At 58.7% G+C, this 15,208-nt stretch carries 13 protein-coding genes; 9 read left to right on the top strand and 4 right to left on the bottom strand.

Annotated features, from left to right (window positions below):
- Positions 1 to 5 precede the first annotated feature (5 nt).
- The 5 genes from PspCFBP13508_RS02160 (at position 6) to PspCFBP13508_RS02185 (ending at position 4,931) form a co-directional block, all read left to right on the top strand.
- The gene (locus PspCFBP13508_RS02160) at positions 6 to 1,703 is read left to right on the top strand and encodes a putative porin (protein WP_024012852.1); all 1,698 of its coding nucleotides are present in this window, start codon (positions 6 to 8) and stop codon (positions 1,701 to 1,703) included.
- Between the two features lie 17 nt (positions 1,704 to 1,720).
- Positions 1,721 to 2,350, top strand: a complete 630-nt coding sequence (locus PspCFBP13508_RS02165; RefSeq protein ID WP_137213498.1) for a DNA repair protein — start codon at positions 1,721 to 1,723, stop codon at positions 2,348 to 2,350.
- Between the two features lie 17 nt (positions 2,351 to 2,367).
- The gene (locus PspCFBP13508_RS02170; RefSeq protein ID WP_137213499.1) at positions 2,368 to 2,838 is read left to right on the top strand and encodes a YbjN domain-containing protein; all 471 of its coding nucleotides are present in this window, start codon (positions 2,368 to 2,370) and stop codon (positions 2,836 to 2,838) included.
- Positions 2,835 to 3,782, top strand: coding sequence for a peptidylprolyl isomerase (locus PspCFBP13508_RS02175; RefSeq protein WP_137213500.1), 948 nt, complete (start codon positions 2,835 to 2,837; stop codon positions 3,780 to 3,782). The genes PspCFBP13508_RS02170 and PspCFBP13508_RS02175 overlap by 4 nt, the downstream gene beginning before the upstream one ends.
- 168 nt (positions 3,783 to 3,950) lie before the next feature.
- Positions 3,951 to 4,931 (top strand): LysR family transcriptional regulator, encoded by a 981-nt coding sequence (locus tag PspCFBP13508_RS02185; RefSeq protein ID WP_137213501.1) that lies wholly within the window; start codon positions 3,951 to 3,953, stop codon positions 4,929 to 4,931.
- 283 nt (positions 4,932 to 5,214) lie between these two features.
- Here PspCFBP13508_RS02185 and PspCFBP13508_RS27505 read toward each other — a convergent pair whose 3' ends face one another.
- Positions 5,215 to 5,574 (bottom strand): DUF6124 family protein, encoded by a 360-nt coding sequence (locus tag PspCFBP13508_RS27505; RefSeq protein ID WP_161984065.1) that lies wholly within the window; start codon positions 5,572 to 5,574, stop codon positions 5,215 to 5,217.
- 510 nt (positions 5,575 to 6,084) lie between these two features.
- Complete coding sequence (locus PspCFBP13508_RS02195) at positions 6,085 to 8,193, bottom strand: Ig-like domain-containing protein (protein WP_137213502.1); 2,109 nt, start codon at positions 8,191 to 8,193, stop codon at positions 6,085 to 6,087.
- Positions 8,194 to 8,379: 186 nt separating this feature from the next.
- On the opposite strand from PspCFBP13508_RS02195, the gene PspCFBP13508_RS02200 reads away from it, so the two are divergent.
- Complete coding sequence (locus PspCFBP13508_RS02200; protein ID WP_137213503.1) at positions 8,380 to 8,898, top strand: GNAT family N-acetyltransferase; 519 nt, start codon at positions 8,380 to 8,382, stop codon at positions 8,896 to 8,898.
- A 1-nt stretch (position 8,899) separates the two neighbouring features.
- Here the strand turns inward: PspCFBP13508_RS02200 and PspCFBP13508_RS02205 are convergent, their stop codons facing one another.
- The gene (locus PspCFBP13508_RS02205) at positions 8,900 to 9,592 is read right to left on the bottom strand and encodes an aspartate/glutamate racemase family protein (protein WP_137213504.1); all 693 of its coding nucleotides are present in this window, start codon (positions 9,590 to 9,592) and stop codon (positions 8,900 to 8,902) included.
- 197 nt (positions 9,593 to 9,789) lie between these two features.
- Between PspCFBP13508_RS02205 and PspCFBP13508_RS02210 the strand changes: the two genes are divergently transcribed.
- Together PspCFBP13508_RS02210 and PspCFBP13508_RS02215 are read left to right on the top strand one after the other, a co-directional pair.
- The gene (locus tag PspCFBP13508_RS02210; protein WP_137213505.1) at positions 9,790 to 10,281 is read left to right on the top strand and encodes a hypothetical protein; all 492 of its coding nucleotides are present in this window, start codon (positions 9,790 to 9,792) and stop codon (positions 10,279 to 10,281) included.
- A 167-nt stretch (positions 10,282 to 10,448) separates the two neighbouring features.
- Complete coding sequence (locus PspCFBP13508_RS02215) at positions 10,449 to 11,423, top strand: hypothetical protein (protein WP_137213506.1); 975 nt, start codon at positions 10,449 to 10,451, stop codon at positions 11,421 to 11,423.
- Positions 11,424 to 11,557: 134 nt separating this feature from the next.
- On the opposite strand, the gene PspCFBP13508_RS02220 is transcribed toward PspCFBP13508_RS02215, so the two are convergent.
- Positions 11,558 to 13,924, bottom strand: a complete 2,367-nt coding sequence (locus PspCFBP13508_RS02220; RefSeq protein WP_137213507.1) for a tetratricopeptide repeat protein — start codon at positions 13,922 to 13,924, stop codon at positions 11,558 to 11,560.
- A gap of 211 nt (positions 13,925 to 14,135) precedes the next feature.
- Here PspCFBP13508_RS02220 and PspCFBP13508_RS02225 point away from each other — a divergent pair, with 211 nt between their 5' ends.
- Entirely contained in the window at positions 14,136 to 14,813 is a 678-nt protein-coding gene (locus PspCFBP13508_RS02225; protein ID WP_137213508.1) for a DUF3313 domain-containing protein, read from the top strand.
- The last annotated feature ends 395 nt before the right edge of the window (positions 14,814 to 15,208 follow it).

Genomic DNA, 15,208 nt, shown 5'->3' on the forward strand with positions numbered 1-15,208 from the left:
TGCAGATGATTTCCAACGTGAATCGATTGTCCCTGGCGGTCGGCATGGTCATTGCGACCCTGGTCGGTCAGGCCGTGGCAGCGCCCGCGCCCTCGGAGAACGCCACGATCAATCTGATCCGCTTGCTGGTCGAGCAGGGCATTCTCAAGCAGGACAAGGCCGACGCGCTGATCGCCCAGGCGCAGAACGAAGCGGCGCAGGCGAAACAGGCTGCCGCGTCCACCGCAGTCGCGGCCGGACCGGTCGCCGCGCCGGGGGATGTGCGCGTGCAGTACGTACCGGCAGCAGTGCGCGACCAGATCCGCGATCAGGTCAAAGCCGAGGTCATGGCCACCGCCAAACAGGAAAACTGGGCAGCGCCGAATACCTTCCCGGACTGGGCCTCGCGCATCAGCTTCGACGGTGACATTCGCCTGCGTGACGAATCGCGTTACTACTCGGGCAACAACAGCAACGAAATTGTCGACTTCGCCAAGCTCAACAACAATGGCCCGTACGACGTAAATCCCAACAGCAGCACCAGCCTGCCGCCGTTGCTCAACACCCGCGAAGACCGCGAAAACCTCTTTCGCCTGCGCGCTCGCCTGGGCATGAAAGCGGTGATTTCGGAGGAATGGACCGCCGGCATTCGCATCGGCACCGGTTCGGACAATAACCCGGTATCGACCACGCAGAACCTCGGCGGCGGCTTTGCCAAGAAGGACATCTGGCTCGATCAGGGCTACCTGACCTGGAAGCCAATGGACGAATTGACTCTGACCGGCGGGCGCTTCGCCAACCCGTTCATGTCCACCGACATGCTCTATTCCAACGACCTGAATTTCGACGGTGTGGCGGCGATTTTCGATCACAAGCTCAACCGCGATTGGGGCGTGTTCGGCACCGTCGGCGCGTTCCCGGTGGACTACACCAACGACACCTCCAGCAGTAACGGTTTCGACAAGGAAGAGAGCGACAACAAGTGGCTTTACGGCGCTCAGCTCGGCGCGAAATGGGCGATCAACAGCAACAACCGCCTCAAAGGCGCGCTGGCCTATTACCGCTTCGACGACATTCAGGGCCAGCGCTCCAGCCCCTGCGAACCGTGGGCCGGCGCGCCGGGCTGCGACAGCGACGGCACCCGCGCGGCGTTCATGCAGAAGGGCAACAGCGTGTTCCTGCTGCGTGACATCACGCCGAACCCGCTCAACCCGAGCGCCACGCCGCAGCCGCAATTCGTCGGGCTTGCGTCCGAGTTCAACCTGCTCGATCTCAACGTCGTGTGGGACGCCGACTTGCCGCAGGACTTCAAACTGCGCAGCCAGGGCAACTACATCCACAACCTCAGCTACGACGAAGGCGACATGCGCAAGCGTTCCGCCGGACAGATCGTCAATAACCTCGACAGCAACGGCGAGATCGAAAGCGGCGCCAATGCATGGATGGTGCAGTTCACCCTCGGCAACGCACTGGACCTCAAACGCAAGGGCGACTGGAACCTGTTCGCCGGCTACAAGTACATCCAGCCGGACGCCTTGCCGGACGGCTTCAACGACTCGTCGTTCCACCTCGGCGGCACCAACGCCAAGGGCTATTTCATGGGCGGCAACTACGGCCTGGCGAAGAACGTTTCCGCCACGGGTCGCTGGATGAGCACCGAAGCGGTGTACGGCGCGCCGTTCGACATCGACGTCTTGCAGCTTGAGATCAACACGCGCTTCTAAGGCGCCGGGAGAGCTTTATGAACACGCGTTTTCTCGCGCTGGGCCTGGGTTTGTTGATTGCCACCGGGGCGAACGGCGAAGGCATGGAAGAACGTTTGCGCACGCAATTGCGCAGCACCACCCAGCAATTGCAGGCCCTGCAAAGTCAGCAGGCCCAGGCCAGCGCCGCGCAACTGGCGGCGCAGAACGAAGCCAAGGCAGCGCAAGCGCAGATCAAGCAGCTGACTGCCGAACTGGCCAAAGCCAAAGGCCTCGCCGAGCAACTGGCCGGACAACAACAGAGCCTGCACAGCCAGGCGCAGGCACAAGTGGCGGCCAGTGCCGAGCAGACCGGCAAGTTCAAAAAAGCCTATGACGAATTGCTGGTCCTCGCTCGCGGCAAAGAAGCCGAACGCACGAAGCTGCAAGCGCAGCTGGCGGAACGTGACACACAAGTGCAGCAATGTTCAGCCAAGAATCAGCAAATGTACGGGGTCGCCAAACAGATCCTCAGTGCCTACGAAAACATCGACGTCGCCGAAGTGATGAAGATCCGCCAGCCCTTCGCCGCCAGCGCCCGGGTCAAGTTCGAAGAACTGGCGCAGGGCTTCGGCGACGAGCTGTACAAAACCCAATTCGACGCGCCGCAAGCGGCGATCGCTCACTGATAACAAGGAAGAAAGCCATGACTCAATTGATCACCCACGTTTCCCCGCAATCGCTGACCGACGTCCTGCAAGCCGCCGGTTACCGCGTCAACCAGAGCGAACAGAACGGCATCGTGCAATTGCACAGCGCCAGTCAGGGCATCGGCTACGCCGTGCGGTTCGGCAACCCGGCGCTGGAGCAGGGCAACTTTGTCGATTTCACCTTCAGCTGTGCCCTGCGCGTGCAAGGTGATTTGCCCCAGGGCGTCGCGGAGCAGTGGAACGCGACGCGGCGTTTTGCGCGCTTGTCGTTGCAGGGCGAGTTTCTGGTCATGGAAATGGACGTGGTGGTGGCTGCGGGCGTAAGCGACGAGCACCTGCGCGGCAATCTGGAGCTGTGGGATCGCCTGTTGCAGGAATTCATCGTTTACCTGCGCGATTTCAGCCAGACCGCTGCTTCGCAAACCGCAAAATCCGCTGTCGCCGAACAAGAGGAAGTCACGCTGTGAGAAAGCCTGCCATGGTGATCGGCGCCGGAGCGCTGGCGTTGTTGGTGGTGGCCGTGGCGCTGGTGCTGCGGCCGGGCAGTGATCCGGTCGCCGCTCAGCAGCCCTCGCCGGTGATGGCGGTTGCAGCCGGGCCAGCGGTCGCGCAGTTGGGCAATCAGCAGGTTTCGCCAGAGGAATTGCAGGCGCTGCTGGCCACCGTCCCGGCGCAAACCCGCGAACAGCTGCGCGGCAACCGTGAGGCGCTGGAACGCTGGATTCGTACGCGTCTGGCCGAAAAAGCCGTGCTGGAACAGGCTGACGCACAGGGTTGGGCGCAGCGGCCAGACGTCGCCCGGCAGACTCGCGCAGCGACTGAGCAAATCGTGTTTCGTGATTATTTGCGCTCGGTGAGTCAGGTGCCGGCGGAATATCCGAGCGCGGTTGAGTTGCAGCAGGCGTACGACGCGGGGAAGGCCAATTGGCAGACGCCGGCGCTGTACCGGGTCAGTCAGATTTTCCTTGGCGTCAGTGACGCAGCGAATGTGGAAACAGTGCGCAAACAAGCCGCTGAATTGAGCAAGAAGGCGCAGTCAGCACCGGCCGATTTTGCGGCGCTCGCTACGCAATATTCGCAGGATCGAGTGACTGCAGAGCGGGGCGGTGATACCGGCCTGCAACCGTTGCAGCAACTGGTGCCGGAAGTACGTAGCGCCGTGGCGCGGCTCAAGGTGGGCGCCGTGTCTGATCCGGTGCAAAGCGCGGCCGGTTTTCACGTGATTAAACTCACCGAACAACAACCGGCCCGCACCGCGACGCTGGAGGAACTGCGCGATCAACTGACCCAGGCCCTGCGCGCACAACGCCAGGAACAGATCGCCCAGGCGTATCTGGACGGCATGCTCAACACCGCCACCCTGAGCATCGACGGCGCCGAACTGAACAAAATTCTCGAGGAAAAACACTGACATCAGCCAAAACACCATTCACCCCTGTGGGAGCGAGCCTGCTCGCGAATGCGGTGGGTCAGTCAGCGAAGATGTTGAATGTGCCAACGTTTTCGCGAGCAGGCTCGCTCCCACAATGAGAATCCGGTGTATTCAGAGCAACCACATTAGATCGACAGGGAGTCATCAATGTCATTCACCGAACCCGCAGGACGCCCGGGCACCGCTGATTATCAATCGCCGCAATCCAGATCCGAGCCCTGGCTCAACCAGGCCGCGACCATCGAGAGCGAAGTCGCCCAATATTTCCTCGTCAGCGCCCGCTGCGGTTGCTTCATGCAAGCCGCGCGCAGCCTCAATGTGCGCTCGACGCTGCTGCGCAAACAACTCGCGCAACTCGAACAACAACTGCAACACAGCCTGTTCAGCTTCCAGGGCAGCGCCCTAACGCTCACCCGCGAAGGCCAACAGTTGCAGGCCCGACTCAGCACCCTGGCCCACGAACGCAAACTCCCTGTCATCGAACAACCACTGATCCGCCTCGCCATCGCCGAATCCATCCTCCACGACATCCTCGGCCGCGACCTCATCGCATTGCTGCGGCGCAATGCCAGCCTGCGTCTGGAAATTACTGCTCTGGATAGCGAACTGGCCCTGCGTGCGGTCAGCGCCGACATTGTCCTCTGGCTCGCTCCTGGCGATGCTCCAAACCTTGTTCCCACCTTCGCTACCAGCGAACCGCAACACCTCGCGCGAATTGAATATCTGCCGCACATCGCCAAGCGCTATTCGAGGGTGACAGCGCGACCGGAAACGCCGGAAGATCTGGCTGATTTCATGCTGGTGCACTGGCAGTGTGATCGACAGGTTGAGAGCTTTCGCCCGTGGAATGAGTTGGTCGAGCAGCGGTTGGCCGGAGTAGTGCAGATGCAATCTTATGAACTCATGCTGGAGATGATCCGCTGCAGCGCATGCATCGGTTTGCTGCCGACATACATGAGCCGCTTCGACCGAGGCCTCATCGCATTGCCCGGATTATTCGCCGAACCGATGCAGCTACACGCGTGGCTGGCGATCAACGCTGATTCAAAAAACGCACCCGAAACCCAAGCCCTCACCGACCTCATCCACCAAACTTTCAAAGAACGCCACGAATGGTTCCAGCCTTGACGCGCCCCCCTGTAGGAGTGAGCTTGCTCGCGATCACGCCTGCCCATACACCACGCCCGTAACTGAACAAACCGCATCAATAGTGGGAGCGAGCCTGCTCGCGAATGCAATCCGCCAGTCGAAGCTACAGTGACTGACAAACCGCATTCGCGAGCAAGCTCGCTCCCACAAATCCAGCGGTGTAACCGCAGCCGAGTGAGCGACACAAGTCCTGTGGGAGCGGGCTTGCCCGCGAAGGCGTCGGCACTGCCGGCGCCTTACTCAGAGCCTGTCGCGGGGCTCGCTACTGCGGCAACTCCAGATTATCCAGCACCCGATTCACCGCCAGTTCGCCGAGCATGATCAACTGCGCAATCCCCATCAGCGTCCGCCGTTGCGACGGTTTCACCAGTCCGGCGAATTCCTGGGCGATGGTTTTGGCCGAGGCGAGGGTTTCGCAGGCGTTGGCCAGCAGGTCTTCGTTTTTGGTGTCGGCGGTGACGGCGTACATGGCGCGGGCGCTGAAGGGCGGTGGGGTGGAACCGGGTGGGCAAAGGTAGTGGTCGAGGGCGCGGTCGGCGGCTTCGTGGAGTTTTTTGGAGTCGAGGGATTCGTAGGGGGAGGTGGGGTCGGTTTCGGGTGGGTTGGGTGTTGGTTTGATCATGGTGAGACTCCGTGGTTGATTTAGCCGCCACGGCTCATCGCTAAACAAGTAAAGGTGGCGGCTGTACGCAGGTTAGCGATCCGGGTCACAGAAACCCCGGGTAGACCCGAAGGTCTCCCACGCACAGCCACCATGACATCAAGTGCAGATCCGAAAAACCGCAATTGAAACTGGGCACTGGTGCGTCTGTAAGGTGTCGGATCGCTAAACCCGATCGCTGATTCGTCAGCGACCGGACCACAATAGAACCTGCCCCCAAGGCGCACAAGCCGGCGGATTCTGGCGTAGCTGTAGGCAAAGGCGCAAGGATTTGTAGCCTTGAGACCATGTCGGCGGGTGTCTTTTAAACGACTGAGTTTAAAAGTCGAAAGATTGGGTGGTTGTCGGAGCGCAAATATTGCTTACATCTGGGAATTCCGCCTTTTATTAGCGGGGGGGGGCGCCGTGCTTGGTTGGAAGTGCAAATAAATACGTCCAATTTTTTCATGCTTCGGCTCCGTTTTATATACTTTATTTGTATAATCGCACGTCGTCTATTTGAGTTTGAGTGCTGTAACCTGAGTTTGACCATTTGAACTGTATTTGGTTGAAACCGGCCGCAATTGGAAAGTCAAATTTTTTGGTGGTGCTACCGGTAATGTATGGATATTGGTAGCTGCCCACCATATCCTGATCGTTAAATAGTAGGATCTGAAGTGGAGCTGTAGAAAGGATAGTGTGCATTAGCAAAGTTATTCTTTTGTAATGGCTTTTTAAGGTCATTGTGCAGTTTTTGGGGTCTGTGCTTGAAAGCGTTAAACTTTTCCCAGGCTTTACGGGAAACGATTGCATTGTTGTACTGATAAATAATGCGCCATGAATGAACATGACTGGCGTTTCCGTTGCGTTTCCTTGAGGTAGTTGGTCGAAATTTTCATGGACATAATCAACGACAGTAAATGTCCTAGGTGGTGTTGATGAGGCCTCGCCGCCATATTGTGCTTTTGCAGTTATGCTATGACTTTTCAAATGTAAGGCAGCTATCTCCTGGCGCCACGTGCCGTTAGCTGAAACTAAAATAACGGGACCAATTTTGGTGTCTGAATCATATAGCTGTATTTCCCGATTATTACTGGCTTTGCCTGAGAATATGAGGGTTGTATCGGCCGTAGTTTCTCCATTGGCAATGTCATCCCTTATTGAATCCTTAATCTGAAGTATTTCTGGAACTATCTCGGCAAGTGCACTGATTTTATAGGCTCGAGACGGCAACCTTACCGCCTTCGTTTCGTCAAGGTTGCCGTCAAGACTGACCGCACATATCGCCTTCACCTCGCTCAGATCCTGAAGTTCTTCGAACCACTCAAGCGCTACATCAACCGAAAACCCTTCAGTCGACTTATTAGGCTCACCCGCTCGAACAACCAAGCTCACCGTTTTTCCATCTTTGTCGATCCCCACTAGTGTTAACCAAAGCGCTTGATCACGCTTTTGCAACGGCCATTGCGTTGATTCAACAAGAACAGGGTCAGTCAGTGCGCTCACTTCCAGCACGGGCCCTGTTACCCCAGCAATAGTCGGCGTGGGCAGTCGTGGGTCGTCTTCCTTGATAGGCAGAATGTCCAGCACCAGATCCGGCGACTCGCCAATCACATCATCACCGTCCATTAATTCCCAATACAATCCACACGGACCGCCACGCCGTTTCACCAGAAACGAGGTTTCAAGCTTGAAGTTGGCGCGGTGATTCTGGTTGAACTCTATCGGCGCAAACAGAGAAGAACCCGGTAACGGATATCGTTCGACTAACCGGGCTTTTTGACCCGGTATTGACGAGTCAAATTGAACACGTACCGTAACGACCTGCTCACCTTTCAGTAAATCAATTGGGTTAAGTGATGGATCTACCAAGAAAGGCGGAGACAGTGAGACTCTGTTCCAGTCCACATCAGCAGTCACAATATCCGACCATGTAGGCGGGCCGGATGGGTTTCTCACGTAGTCGACAACACGGAACTTGAACGGAAACGTTTTACTAACGCCGCCCTCGATCAACTTCATTTTTGGAATGTGGATCCGCAGCGGCGAGGGATCACCTGGTAAGCGCGTATGTTCGACAATAACGCCATTGCAACTGATGAAGATTTTGTCGTGATCCTGCGAGTTGTTGTAATCGACTGTGGCATACACATCATCCGCATTAGCTGCGTCGATTGTGCGGTGGTTCAGACTGAGGTTCATCACTGGCGGCGTGTCACCAGGCGGGGAGGTTTTATAAAACAGAACCAGTTCTGGCGTGGCTTCCTCGTTTCCGGAAATACGCTTGATCAAGATTCTTACTCGGTTCAGGCCTTTTCGTAAAAGGCCGGGCGCAAGATACAAAGGCGTATCCTCAGTTTCCTTGCCTTCCTTGACGGAGGTAGTGTCTTCGACAGTTCCGTTCACTTCCAGCCTCAGCTCGTCATTTTTGTCCTGTTTCAAATACGCGAGCATGAGAAATTGTAAATCGTCGGGTCCATTGGCCTTTTCAATCGACACGCCGCCGTGCACGTCCTGCATTGGCGGTACGAGTTTGATCATTTCAAGAACGTACGGGAGGGTCAGCTCAAAAGGCTCGACAAAGTTACGGATGCGGCTCATGACATTCTCCAGCTTTAATGGGAACTCCTCCGATCATCTAACGTGAGGTTGGCGAAGCCGTCACCTGTCAACTCTGACAGGTAAAGGGCCTTTTCCGATGAGTGGTCAAGCGTCTGAACACTGGCCAACCCGACAGTCGTCGGCTTAGAGTGGCGCAGACACTCAACGATCACGGACAGATCCCCCATGCCAGACCCAACCCCCATCATCCACCTCGTCCCCTCCTGCGAATCCCACCTCGAAGGCATCACCGCGCTCTATAACGATCCCGCCGTCGCACGGCAGGTGCTGCAGATGCCGTTCCAGTCCACCGAAGTCTGGCGTCAGCGTCTGCAGGCCGACAACGAGCGCGCGCTGAAACTGGTTGCCCTGCACCAACGCGTGGTGATCGGCAATCTGGGCCTGGAAGCTTATTCACGCATGCGCCGCGCCCACGCCGGCAGTTTCGGCATGGCAGTCGCGGTAGCCTGGCAGGGCAAAGGCGTGGGATCGATGTTGTTGGCGGCGGCGCTGGTCGTTGCCGACAACTGGATGAATCTGCACCGCGTCGAACTCACGGTGTACGCCGATAACGAAGCGGCCATCGGCCTCTACCGCAAATTCGGTTTCGAGGGCGAAGGCCTGTTTCGCGATTACGCGGTGCGCGACGGGCACTGGGTCAACACGTTGAGCATGGCCCGACTGCGCGGTTCGTCGAAACCCTGAGTCAGTCGCCCAGTGCGAACGCCACCGCTGACTGCGCATGCAGTTCGGTGGTGTCGAGCAGGGGCAGGGCGCTGTGTTCGGGTTTGATCAGCAGGCCGATTTCGGTGCAGCCGAGGATGATCGCCTGGGCGCCACGGGCGGTCAGGGATTCGATGACGTCTTGGTAGATTTCTCGCGATTGTTCGCTGATCACACCCACGCAGAGTTCGTCGTAGATGATCCGGTGCACCTCTTTGCGCTCGGCATCATCCGGCACCAGCACGGTCAGACCCTGGGCGATCAGGCGCTGCTTGAGGAAGTTCTGCTCCATGGTGAAAGCGGTGCCGAGCAGCCCGACCGTGCGCGCGTCGATTTCCAATGCCGCCTGCGCGGCGGGTTCGGCGATGTGCAGGAACGGAATGCTGATGGCGGCCTGAATCTGCCCGGCGACCTTGTGCATGGTGTTGGTACACAGCACCACGCAATCGGCGCCGCCGGCTTCGAGCCTGCGCGCGGCATCCACCAGAATCGCCGCTGCATCGTCCCAGCGCCCGGCGTGCTGGGCCTGTTCGACCGGGCCGAAGTCGACGCTGAACATCAGCAACTGCGCCGAACGCAAAGGGCCGAGGCGGTCGCGAACCTGTTGGTTGATCAGGCGATAGTATTCGGCGCTGGACTCCCAGCTCATGCCGCCGATAAGGCCGATGGTGCGCATTGGATTTCCTCAAGCAAATGTCAGTATCGAGCATTCAGGTCTGCCCGAAGTTACCTTCTGTTCAAGACCCGACGCCAGTACCGACTGACTGTACCGCCGATCTTTCCCGCAACTGTGCATCTGCAAGAACTAAACGTACGCCGCGCCGGGGATCTGCCACTATCACCCTTCGCAGGTCCTTTCCGAGGAACACCGCAATGAACGACGTACAGCAACTGGGCGAAATGCTTCGCCACTATGCCGAGAGCGAAGCGCACAAGAAGCAACTGTTCACCACGCAATCAGATGAATGGGCCACACGGATTGGCGCGCTGTTCGACCAGATCGAGCAATGGCTTGAACCGGTCAAGGCGCCGAATCTGCTGGAGGTCAGTCGCGAGGCGTATGTCGCGTCCGGGCCGAGCGTGCCGGTGGAGACCTCGACGTTCAAGACGGAAAAATTGAGCATTGTCATTGCCGGCAAGCCGGTGGAGTTTGTGCCAGATGTGATGGGCAGCGGCGGGCAGATTTCCTTGGCGGTGATGGGGCTGACGGCGGCGCGGTACGGGAGCATTTCCCTGGTTGGCCTGGCGGATGGCGCGTGGCAGTGGCGCAAGACCAATGGTTTGAAGGATCCGGATACGTTTGCGTTTGATGCGAATTTTCTGGCGCAGCAACTGCAAAGCCTGATTCCTCGCGATCGCAGCTGACTGCACGCGGGCTCACTCCTACAAGGGTTGAGGCGAGTACCGGGGAAACCCTTAGGTCCGGTGCCGATCCGGCATTTTCCCTTGGGTCACTGATGGCCTTTTGGTAGAGTCGCCGTCGCCAGCGGGTTTTCGGCTGGACGATGGAACCGAAGAAGGGAGTCTGATCAGTGAGTCCGGGCAAAAAAATCCTCGGTCTCACGGCGTCGCTTTTGCTGCTGACGCTGTGGGCCAGTTACTTTTATGTATTCAAGGAAAACCGCGACGGCCAGCTTGGCGGTGTCGGCGAAAGCACCGCGTGGTGCGGCACCCCACCGACCACGGAAGCGGCGTTGCTGGGCAAGGATCAACTGACCTTGCGCGTCACCAACAACCTGCGCGGCGAGTTCATGGTCGGCGGTTCGCTGGTGGTTTCCGAACGCACCTTCAACCGCTACGACCTGAGCCGCAACGAACTGCGCCTGCGTCTGGAACCGTTGCAGTGGTCGTTCGGCGTCACGCCGATCTTCCTCGAGCAGGTCAAGGTGCAGCCGCTGAGCCGCAACCTCTCGTCGACCAACAAAAGCGCCTTCGCCGAACTTGAGCCACGGCCGATCGGCGTGCACGCCCAGACCGCGGCGTTCCCCTTCGATACCTATCGCTACGGCTACAAACCGGTGCTGTATTACCTCAAGGGCAGCGAGCGCATCGACTTGCGCTTCAAGAACATCACCACGCTGATGGAGATGTCCAACACCTTCACGCCGATCCAGAAGTACAACCGCGCCGACTACATCAACGAGAAAAACTCGATGATCCGCGATGAGGACTACAAGCCGTACGGGGCGCATGAGTGCGCGTTCAGCGTCGAGCGCAAAGGCTCGTTCAAGGTGGTGGTGCTGTTGCTTCTGCTGGTGCTGTGCCTGCCGCTGATGCTGGTGTTTTACCGCGATGAACCGGGGATCGACTTTCTCGCGACGCTGGTGGGGATTGCAGTGGTGCGCACATTGCTGATCGGGCCGGTGGAAGATTTCCAGCTGTACAACATCGACTTTTTGTTTGGTGCGGCGATTTTGTTGGTGGGGACGGTGTCGCTGATCAAGGCGATGCGCGCCAATAGCCGGCGGGAAATGGCTTTGCGCAGTGGCGAAACATCGTCCTGGTGAAGCAAGCGCGGTGGTAGCCCTGTGGGAGCGAGCCTGCTCGCGAAAACGCTACGTCAGCCGACTGCGATGTCACTGACAGATTGCATTCGCGAGCAGGCTCGCTCCCACAGGTGATCGGGGGGGCATCCCATCGATCACTTGAGCGCCGGATCCCCCATATTCATTTTCTTCCAGCCCTGCAACAGGACCTGCGCCTTCGGTTCCTGGCCGCTATCGAGGTAGTACTGGATCAGCGACAGCCGCGCATTGCGGTTGGCCGGTTGTACCTTGAGCAAACTTTCCAGAATCGCGCACGCCTCATCAACCTTGCCGCTCTCATGCAGCGCCACCGCCAGTACATAGCCGTATTGCGCATTCTCCGGTTCCAGTTGCGCGGCTTTGCGCAGGTAGGACATGGCGTCGGCGGACTGGCCGGCACGGATCAGCGACAACCCGCGCGTGTGCTGCAACAGTGCCGCATCCGGATGCTGCTTGAGGCTGTCATCCAACAGCTTCTGCGCTTCGGTGGCGCGACCATTCGCTTCCAGCCACTGTGCCAGCGTGACCAGCGCCGGGTAGAAGTCCGGGTCACGTTGCAGGGCGCTGCGCAGCAACGGTTCGACCTCGGCACTGCGTCCGCTGGCCTGGTACAGCATCGCCAGATTGAGATTGGCTTCTGCACGTTCGAGCAAGCTTTTCTGCACGGCTTCATATTCGGCGATCGCCGCGTTCCAGCTGGCTTGCACCGCCCCCAGACCATTGTTGCGCGAGGCACCGAGCAGATCCCGCGCGGCGACGATGCGCACGGCTTTCACTGGATCATTGAGCAACGGTGCCAATAACGGCGCACGCTCCGGCGGTGGCAGGAATGCGCTGATTGCCCGCACCGCGCTGTCGCGCACCTGTGGCTCTGGATGTTTCAGATCCTGAGTGGCCAGTTTCAGCGCCTGTTCGCTCGGGTACAGCGGCAATTCCGCCAGCAACGTTGCGCGCTGGATCGCCGGCAGGTTGCTGCGCTGCAATTGCTGGTACAGCGCGTCGGCGGCGCCGGGCTGGCCATTGCGGATCAGCCACAGGCTTTCGTCATAGCGTGGCGCCTGCTGAGCCGGGGAGGCGGAGGCGTTCCACAATTTGAACTGCGCAGTGACCTTGTCGCCGGCCTTGCCCTGGTGACAGGTCAGGCAGGCGTCTGGCGTGCCGAGTTTTTGCGCACGCTCCGGGTTGGGAATACTGAAGCTGTGGTCATGCCGAAAGTCGTTGCCCATGTAGAACTTGCCAGGCATGTGGCAATCGACGCACTGCGAGCCGGGCTGGCCCATGGCGTGGCGGGTGTGTTCGATGGAGTCATAGTTCTTCGCTTGCAGGCCCTTGCCGTCGACGCCGGCGACCGAGGTCTTGCCCGCCGTGTTGTGGCATTGCAGACACACGGCGTTGCCCGGTGCCTTCAGTTCGTTGCTGTGCGGGTTATGGCAATTGCTGCAACGCACGCCCTTGTCGAACATCTTGCTTTGGAGGAACGAGCCATGTTCGAACACTTCGTCCTTGATTTTGCCGTCCAGCGCATAGAGTTCGCGGGTCAGGGCGCTGGGCAGGTAATCGTCCATCAGCCGCTTGCCGACGGTAAAGCCATCGCCCAGCGGCGCGCGGCGGGAATGGCAGCGCGCGCAGGTTTCGATTTCTACCGTGGCGTTCTTGTCCTTGAGATCGACGTCGAAGCCCTTATGGATCAAATCGTCTTTTTTCTGCGCCCACTCCAGGTGATTCGACGCCGGGCCATGACAGGCCTGACAGCCGACTCCGAGGCTGTTCCACTGACTGTTGAAGCTGTTGCTCTGCGCATCGAAATTGCGCTTGAAACCGGTGGTGTGGCATTCGACGCACATGAAATTGGCGTTCTGGCTCGGTTTGCTCCAGTGCAGCGGATTCTTGAAGTTCACGCCCTGGCCGGCGTACAGATGAAACCAGCGATTTTTCTCGGTATCCCACGCCACGCCGAGGGCTTGCAGACGCCCCTGACCGACCTCGATCAGATATTGCTGTAGCGGCGCGATGCCGAAGGTGTAGGCCACTTTGAAGTCGGCATTCTTGCCGTCGATGCCGGGCGCATTGACCCAGAATTCATCGCCCTTGCGGGTGAACTTTGTGGTCTCGTTCTCGGCCTTGAAGGTCACGTTGTTGAAGTCGCCGAGGGTGGTTTCGGCGGTCGCCGGCTGCATGGCCAATTGGTGATGCGAGCCTTGCCAGTCCTTGACCTGTTCGCTGTGGCAGCCCTGGCATTGCTGCTCATCGACCATGCTTGCCGGTTTGCTTGCCACTGGCGGTTGCGGCTTGGCTGGCGGTGCTACAGGCATGCTGATCGCTGCGGGTTTGACGGGGGCCGGCGCCGGGCTGAACAGGAACCAGCCAATGCCCGCCACTGCCGCCAGCAGCACACCGATGGTGATTGGAAACAGGTAACGCGAAAAAGAGGAGGGTGATGCGTCAGGTTCAGGTTGCACCGCTTTGTTTTTGTGCTTGGGCATTGCGACTTCCGTAGTCCGGTGCGTTGGCCTTCTGGCGTGCATACATCTGGATGCAGCTTTGCCGCATGCAGCGCGTCTGTCAAATAAGCGCTGTGACTTGCTGCGCAGCGCCGTGTGAATTTTGTAATTTGCAATCGCAATTGCTGCGGTTTTAGCTATACCTGTAACTCCCCCTATGCAAACGATTTGGCCTTCTGACAGGAGTTACAGCATGAAGCTAGCCGTAATGATGGGCACGCTGTGCATCGCCACCCTGGGTGTGGTGGGTTGTTCCAGCAAAACCGTCGAGCCAGACCAGTACTCCGGTTTCCTCAAGGATTACAGTCAACTGAAGGAGACCAAATCACCGTCGGGTGCCGAGGTGATGCGCTGGATGGACCCGAAACTCGATATCAACAAATTCAGCAGCGTCTACGTCGAGCCGAGTCAGCTGTATCCGAAGCCGCAAGCGACGGAAAAAATTCCCCAGCAGACGCTCAATGGCATCACCAGTTATTACGATCAGGCGCTCAAGCGTGAGCTGAGCAAGTCGTTGCCGCTGGCCACCGGCCCGGGACCAGGTGTGATTGTGGTGCGTCCGGCGATCACTGCAGTGAGCAGCAAGACCGAAGGCCTGCATGTGTATGAGGTGATTCCGATTGCGCTGGTTGCTGCTGCGGTGAGTACGGCCACTGGTATTCGCGATCAGGAAACCACGTTGGCCACCGAGGCGGTGTTCCTCGACGGCAGCAGTAACAAGGTAGTGGCTCAAGTGGTGCGCAAGGGCACCGGTCAGCCGCTGGAAAATTCCTCGCAGGTGATGAAAGCCACTGATGTCAAAGCGGTGATCGATGGTTGGGCGAGTGACATGCATCAGACGTATCTGAAGCTCAAGTCCGAGGCCAAGTGATGTCGTGAGGCTTGAGGCCTCTTTGTGAGCAGGCTGGCTCCCGCTATTTTGGTGGGGCCTGCCTCCTGGTTTTTTGGGTACATATCCGTTGCTGCGGGTGTTGCTGATTACGGTTTCGCCCTTACGGCGAGGCACTTTTTCCAAACGCCGAAAAAGTACCCAAAAAGGCTTGCTCCTACGTTCGGCCCTCGCAGGCTCGGGTTCCTTCGCTGCGGGATCGATCCGGGCGCAGCGGCTACGGTTTGCTTCGCTGCACCTCCTTCCGCTGTGTCTGGCTGCGCCAGACGGTCGCTGCGCTCCCACCCCCGGATCAATCCCTCCACTCAGCCTTCCGACGTCGCCGGTGAATCAAGATCAAAAGCACTCGAGCTTGCGCTCATTGTGTAGGAGCTGCC

Source organism: Pseudomonas sp. CFBP13508, assembly GCF_005233515.1.
In the GTDB taxonomy this organism is placed as follows: Bacteria; Pseudomonadota; Gammaproteobacteria; order Pseudomonadales; family Pseudomonadaceae; genus Aquipseudomonas; species Aquipseudomonas mercuritolerans.

What these genes read in the sequence shown, in the direction of transcription:
- PspCFBP13508_RS02160 (WP_024012852.1), top strand. Translation starts at nt 6, where the DNA reads ATGATTTCCAACGTGAATCGATTGTCCCTGGCGGTCGGCATGGTCATT.
- PspCFBP13508_RS02165 (WP_137213498.1), top strand. Translation starts at nt 1,721, where the DNA reads ATGAACACGCGTTTTCTCGCGCTGGGCCTGGGTTTGTTGATTGCCACC.
- PspCFBP13508_RS02170 (WP_137213499.1), top strand. Translation starts at nt 2,368, where the DNA reads ATGACTCAATTGATCACCCACGTTTCCCCGCAATCGCTGACCGACGTC.
- PspCFBP13508_RS02185 (WP_137213501.1), top strand. Translation starts at nt 3,951, where the DNA reads ATGTCATTCACCGAACCCGCAGGACGCCCGGGCACCGCTGATTATCAA.
- PspCFBP13508_RS27505 (WP_161984065.1), bottom strand. Translation starts at nt 5,574, where the DNA reads ATGATCAAACCAACACCCAACCCACCCGAAACCGACCCCACCTCCCCC.
- PspCFBP13508_RS02195 (WP_137213502.1), bottom strand. Translation starts at nt 8,193, where the DNA reads ATGAGCCGCATCCGTAACTTTGTCGAGCCTTTTGAGCTGACCCTCCCG.
- PspCFBP13508_RS02200 (WP_137213503.1), top strand. Translation starts at nt 8,380, where the DNA reads ATGCCAGACCCAACCCCCATCATCCACCTCGTCCCCTCCTGCGAATCC.
- PspCFBP13508_RS02205 (WP_137213504.1), bottom strand. Translation starts at nt 9,592, where the DNA reads ATGCGCACCATCGGCCTTATCGGCGGCATGAGCTGGGAGTCCAGCGCC.
- PspCFBP13508_RS02210 (WP_137213505.1), top strand. Translation starts at nt 9,790, where the DNA reads ATGAACGACGTACAGCAACTGGGCGAAATGCTTCGCCACTATGCCGAG.
- PspCFBP13508_RS02220 (WP_137213507.1), bottom strand. Translation starts at nt 13,924, where the DNA reads ATGCCCAAGCACAAAAACAAAGCGGTGCAACCTGAACCTGACGCATCA.
- PspCFBP13508_RS02225 (WP_137213508.1), top strand. Translation starts at nt 14,136, where the DNA reads ATGAAGCTAGCCGTAATGATGGGCACGCTGTGCATCGCCACCCTGGGT.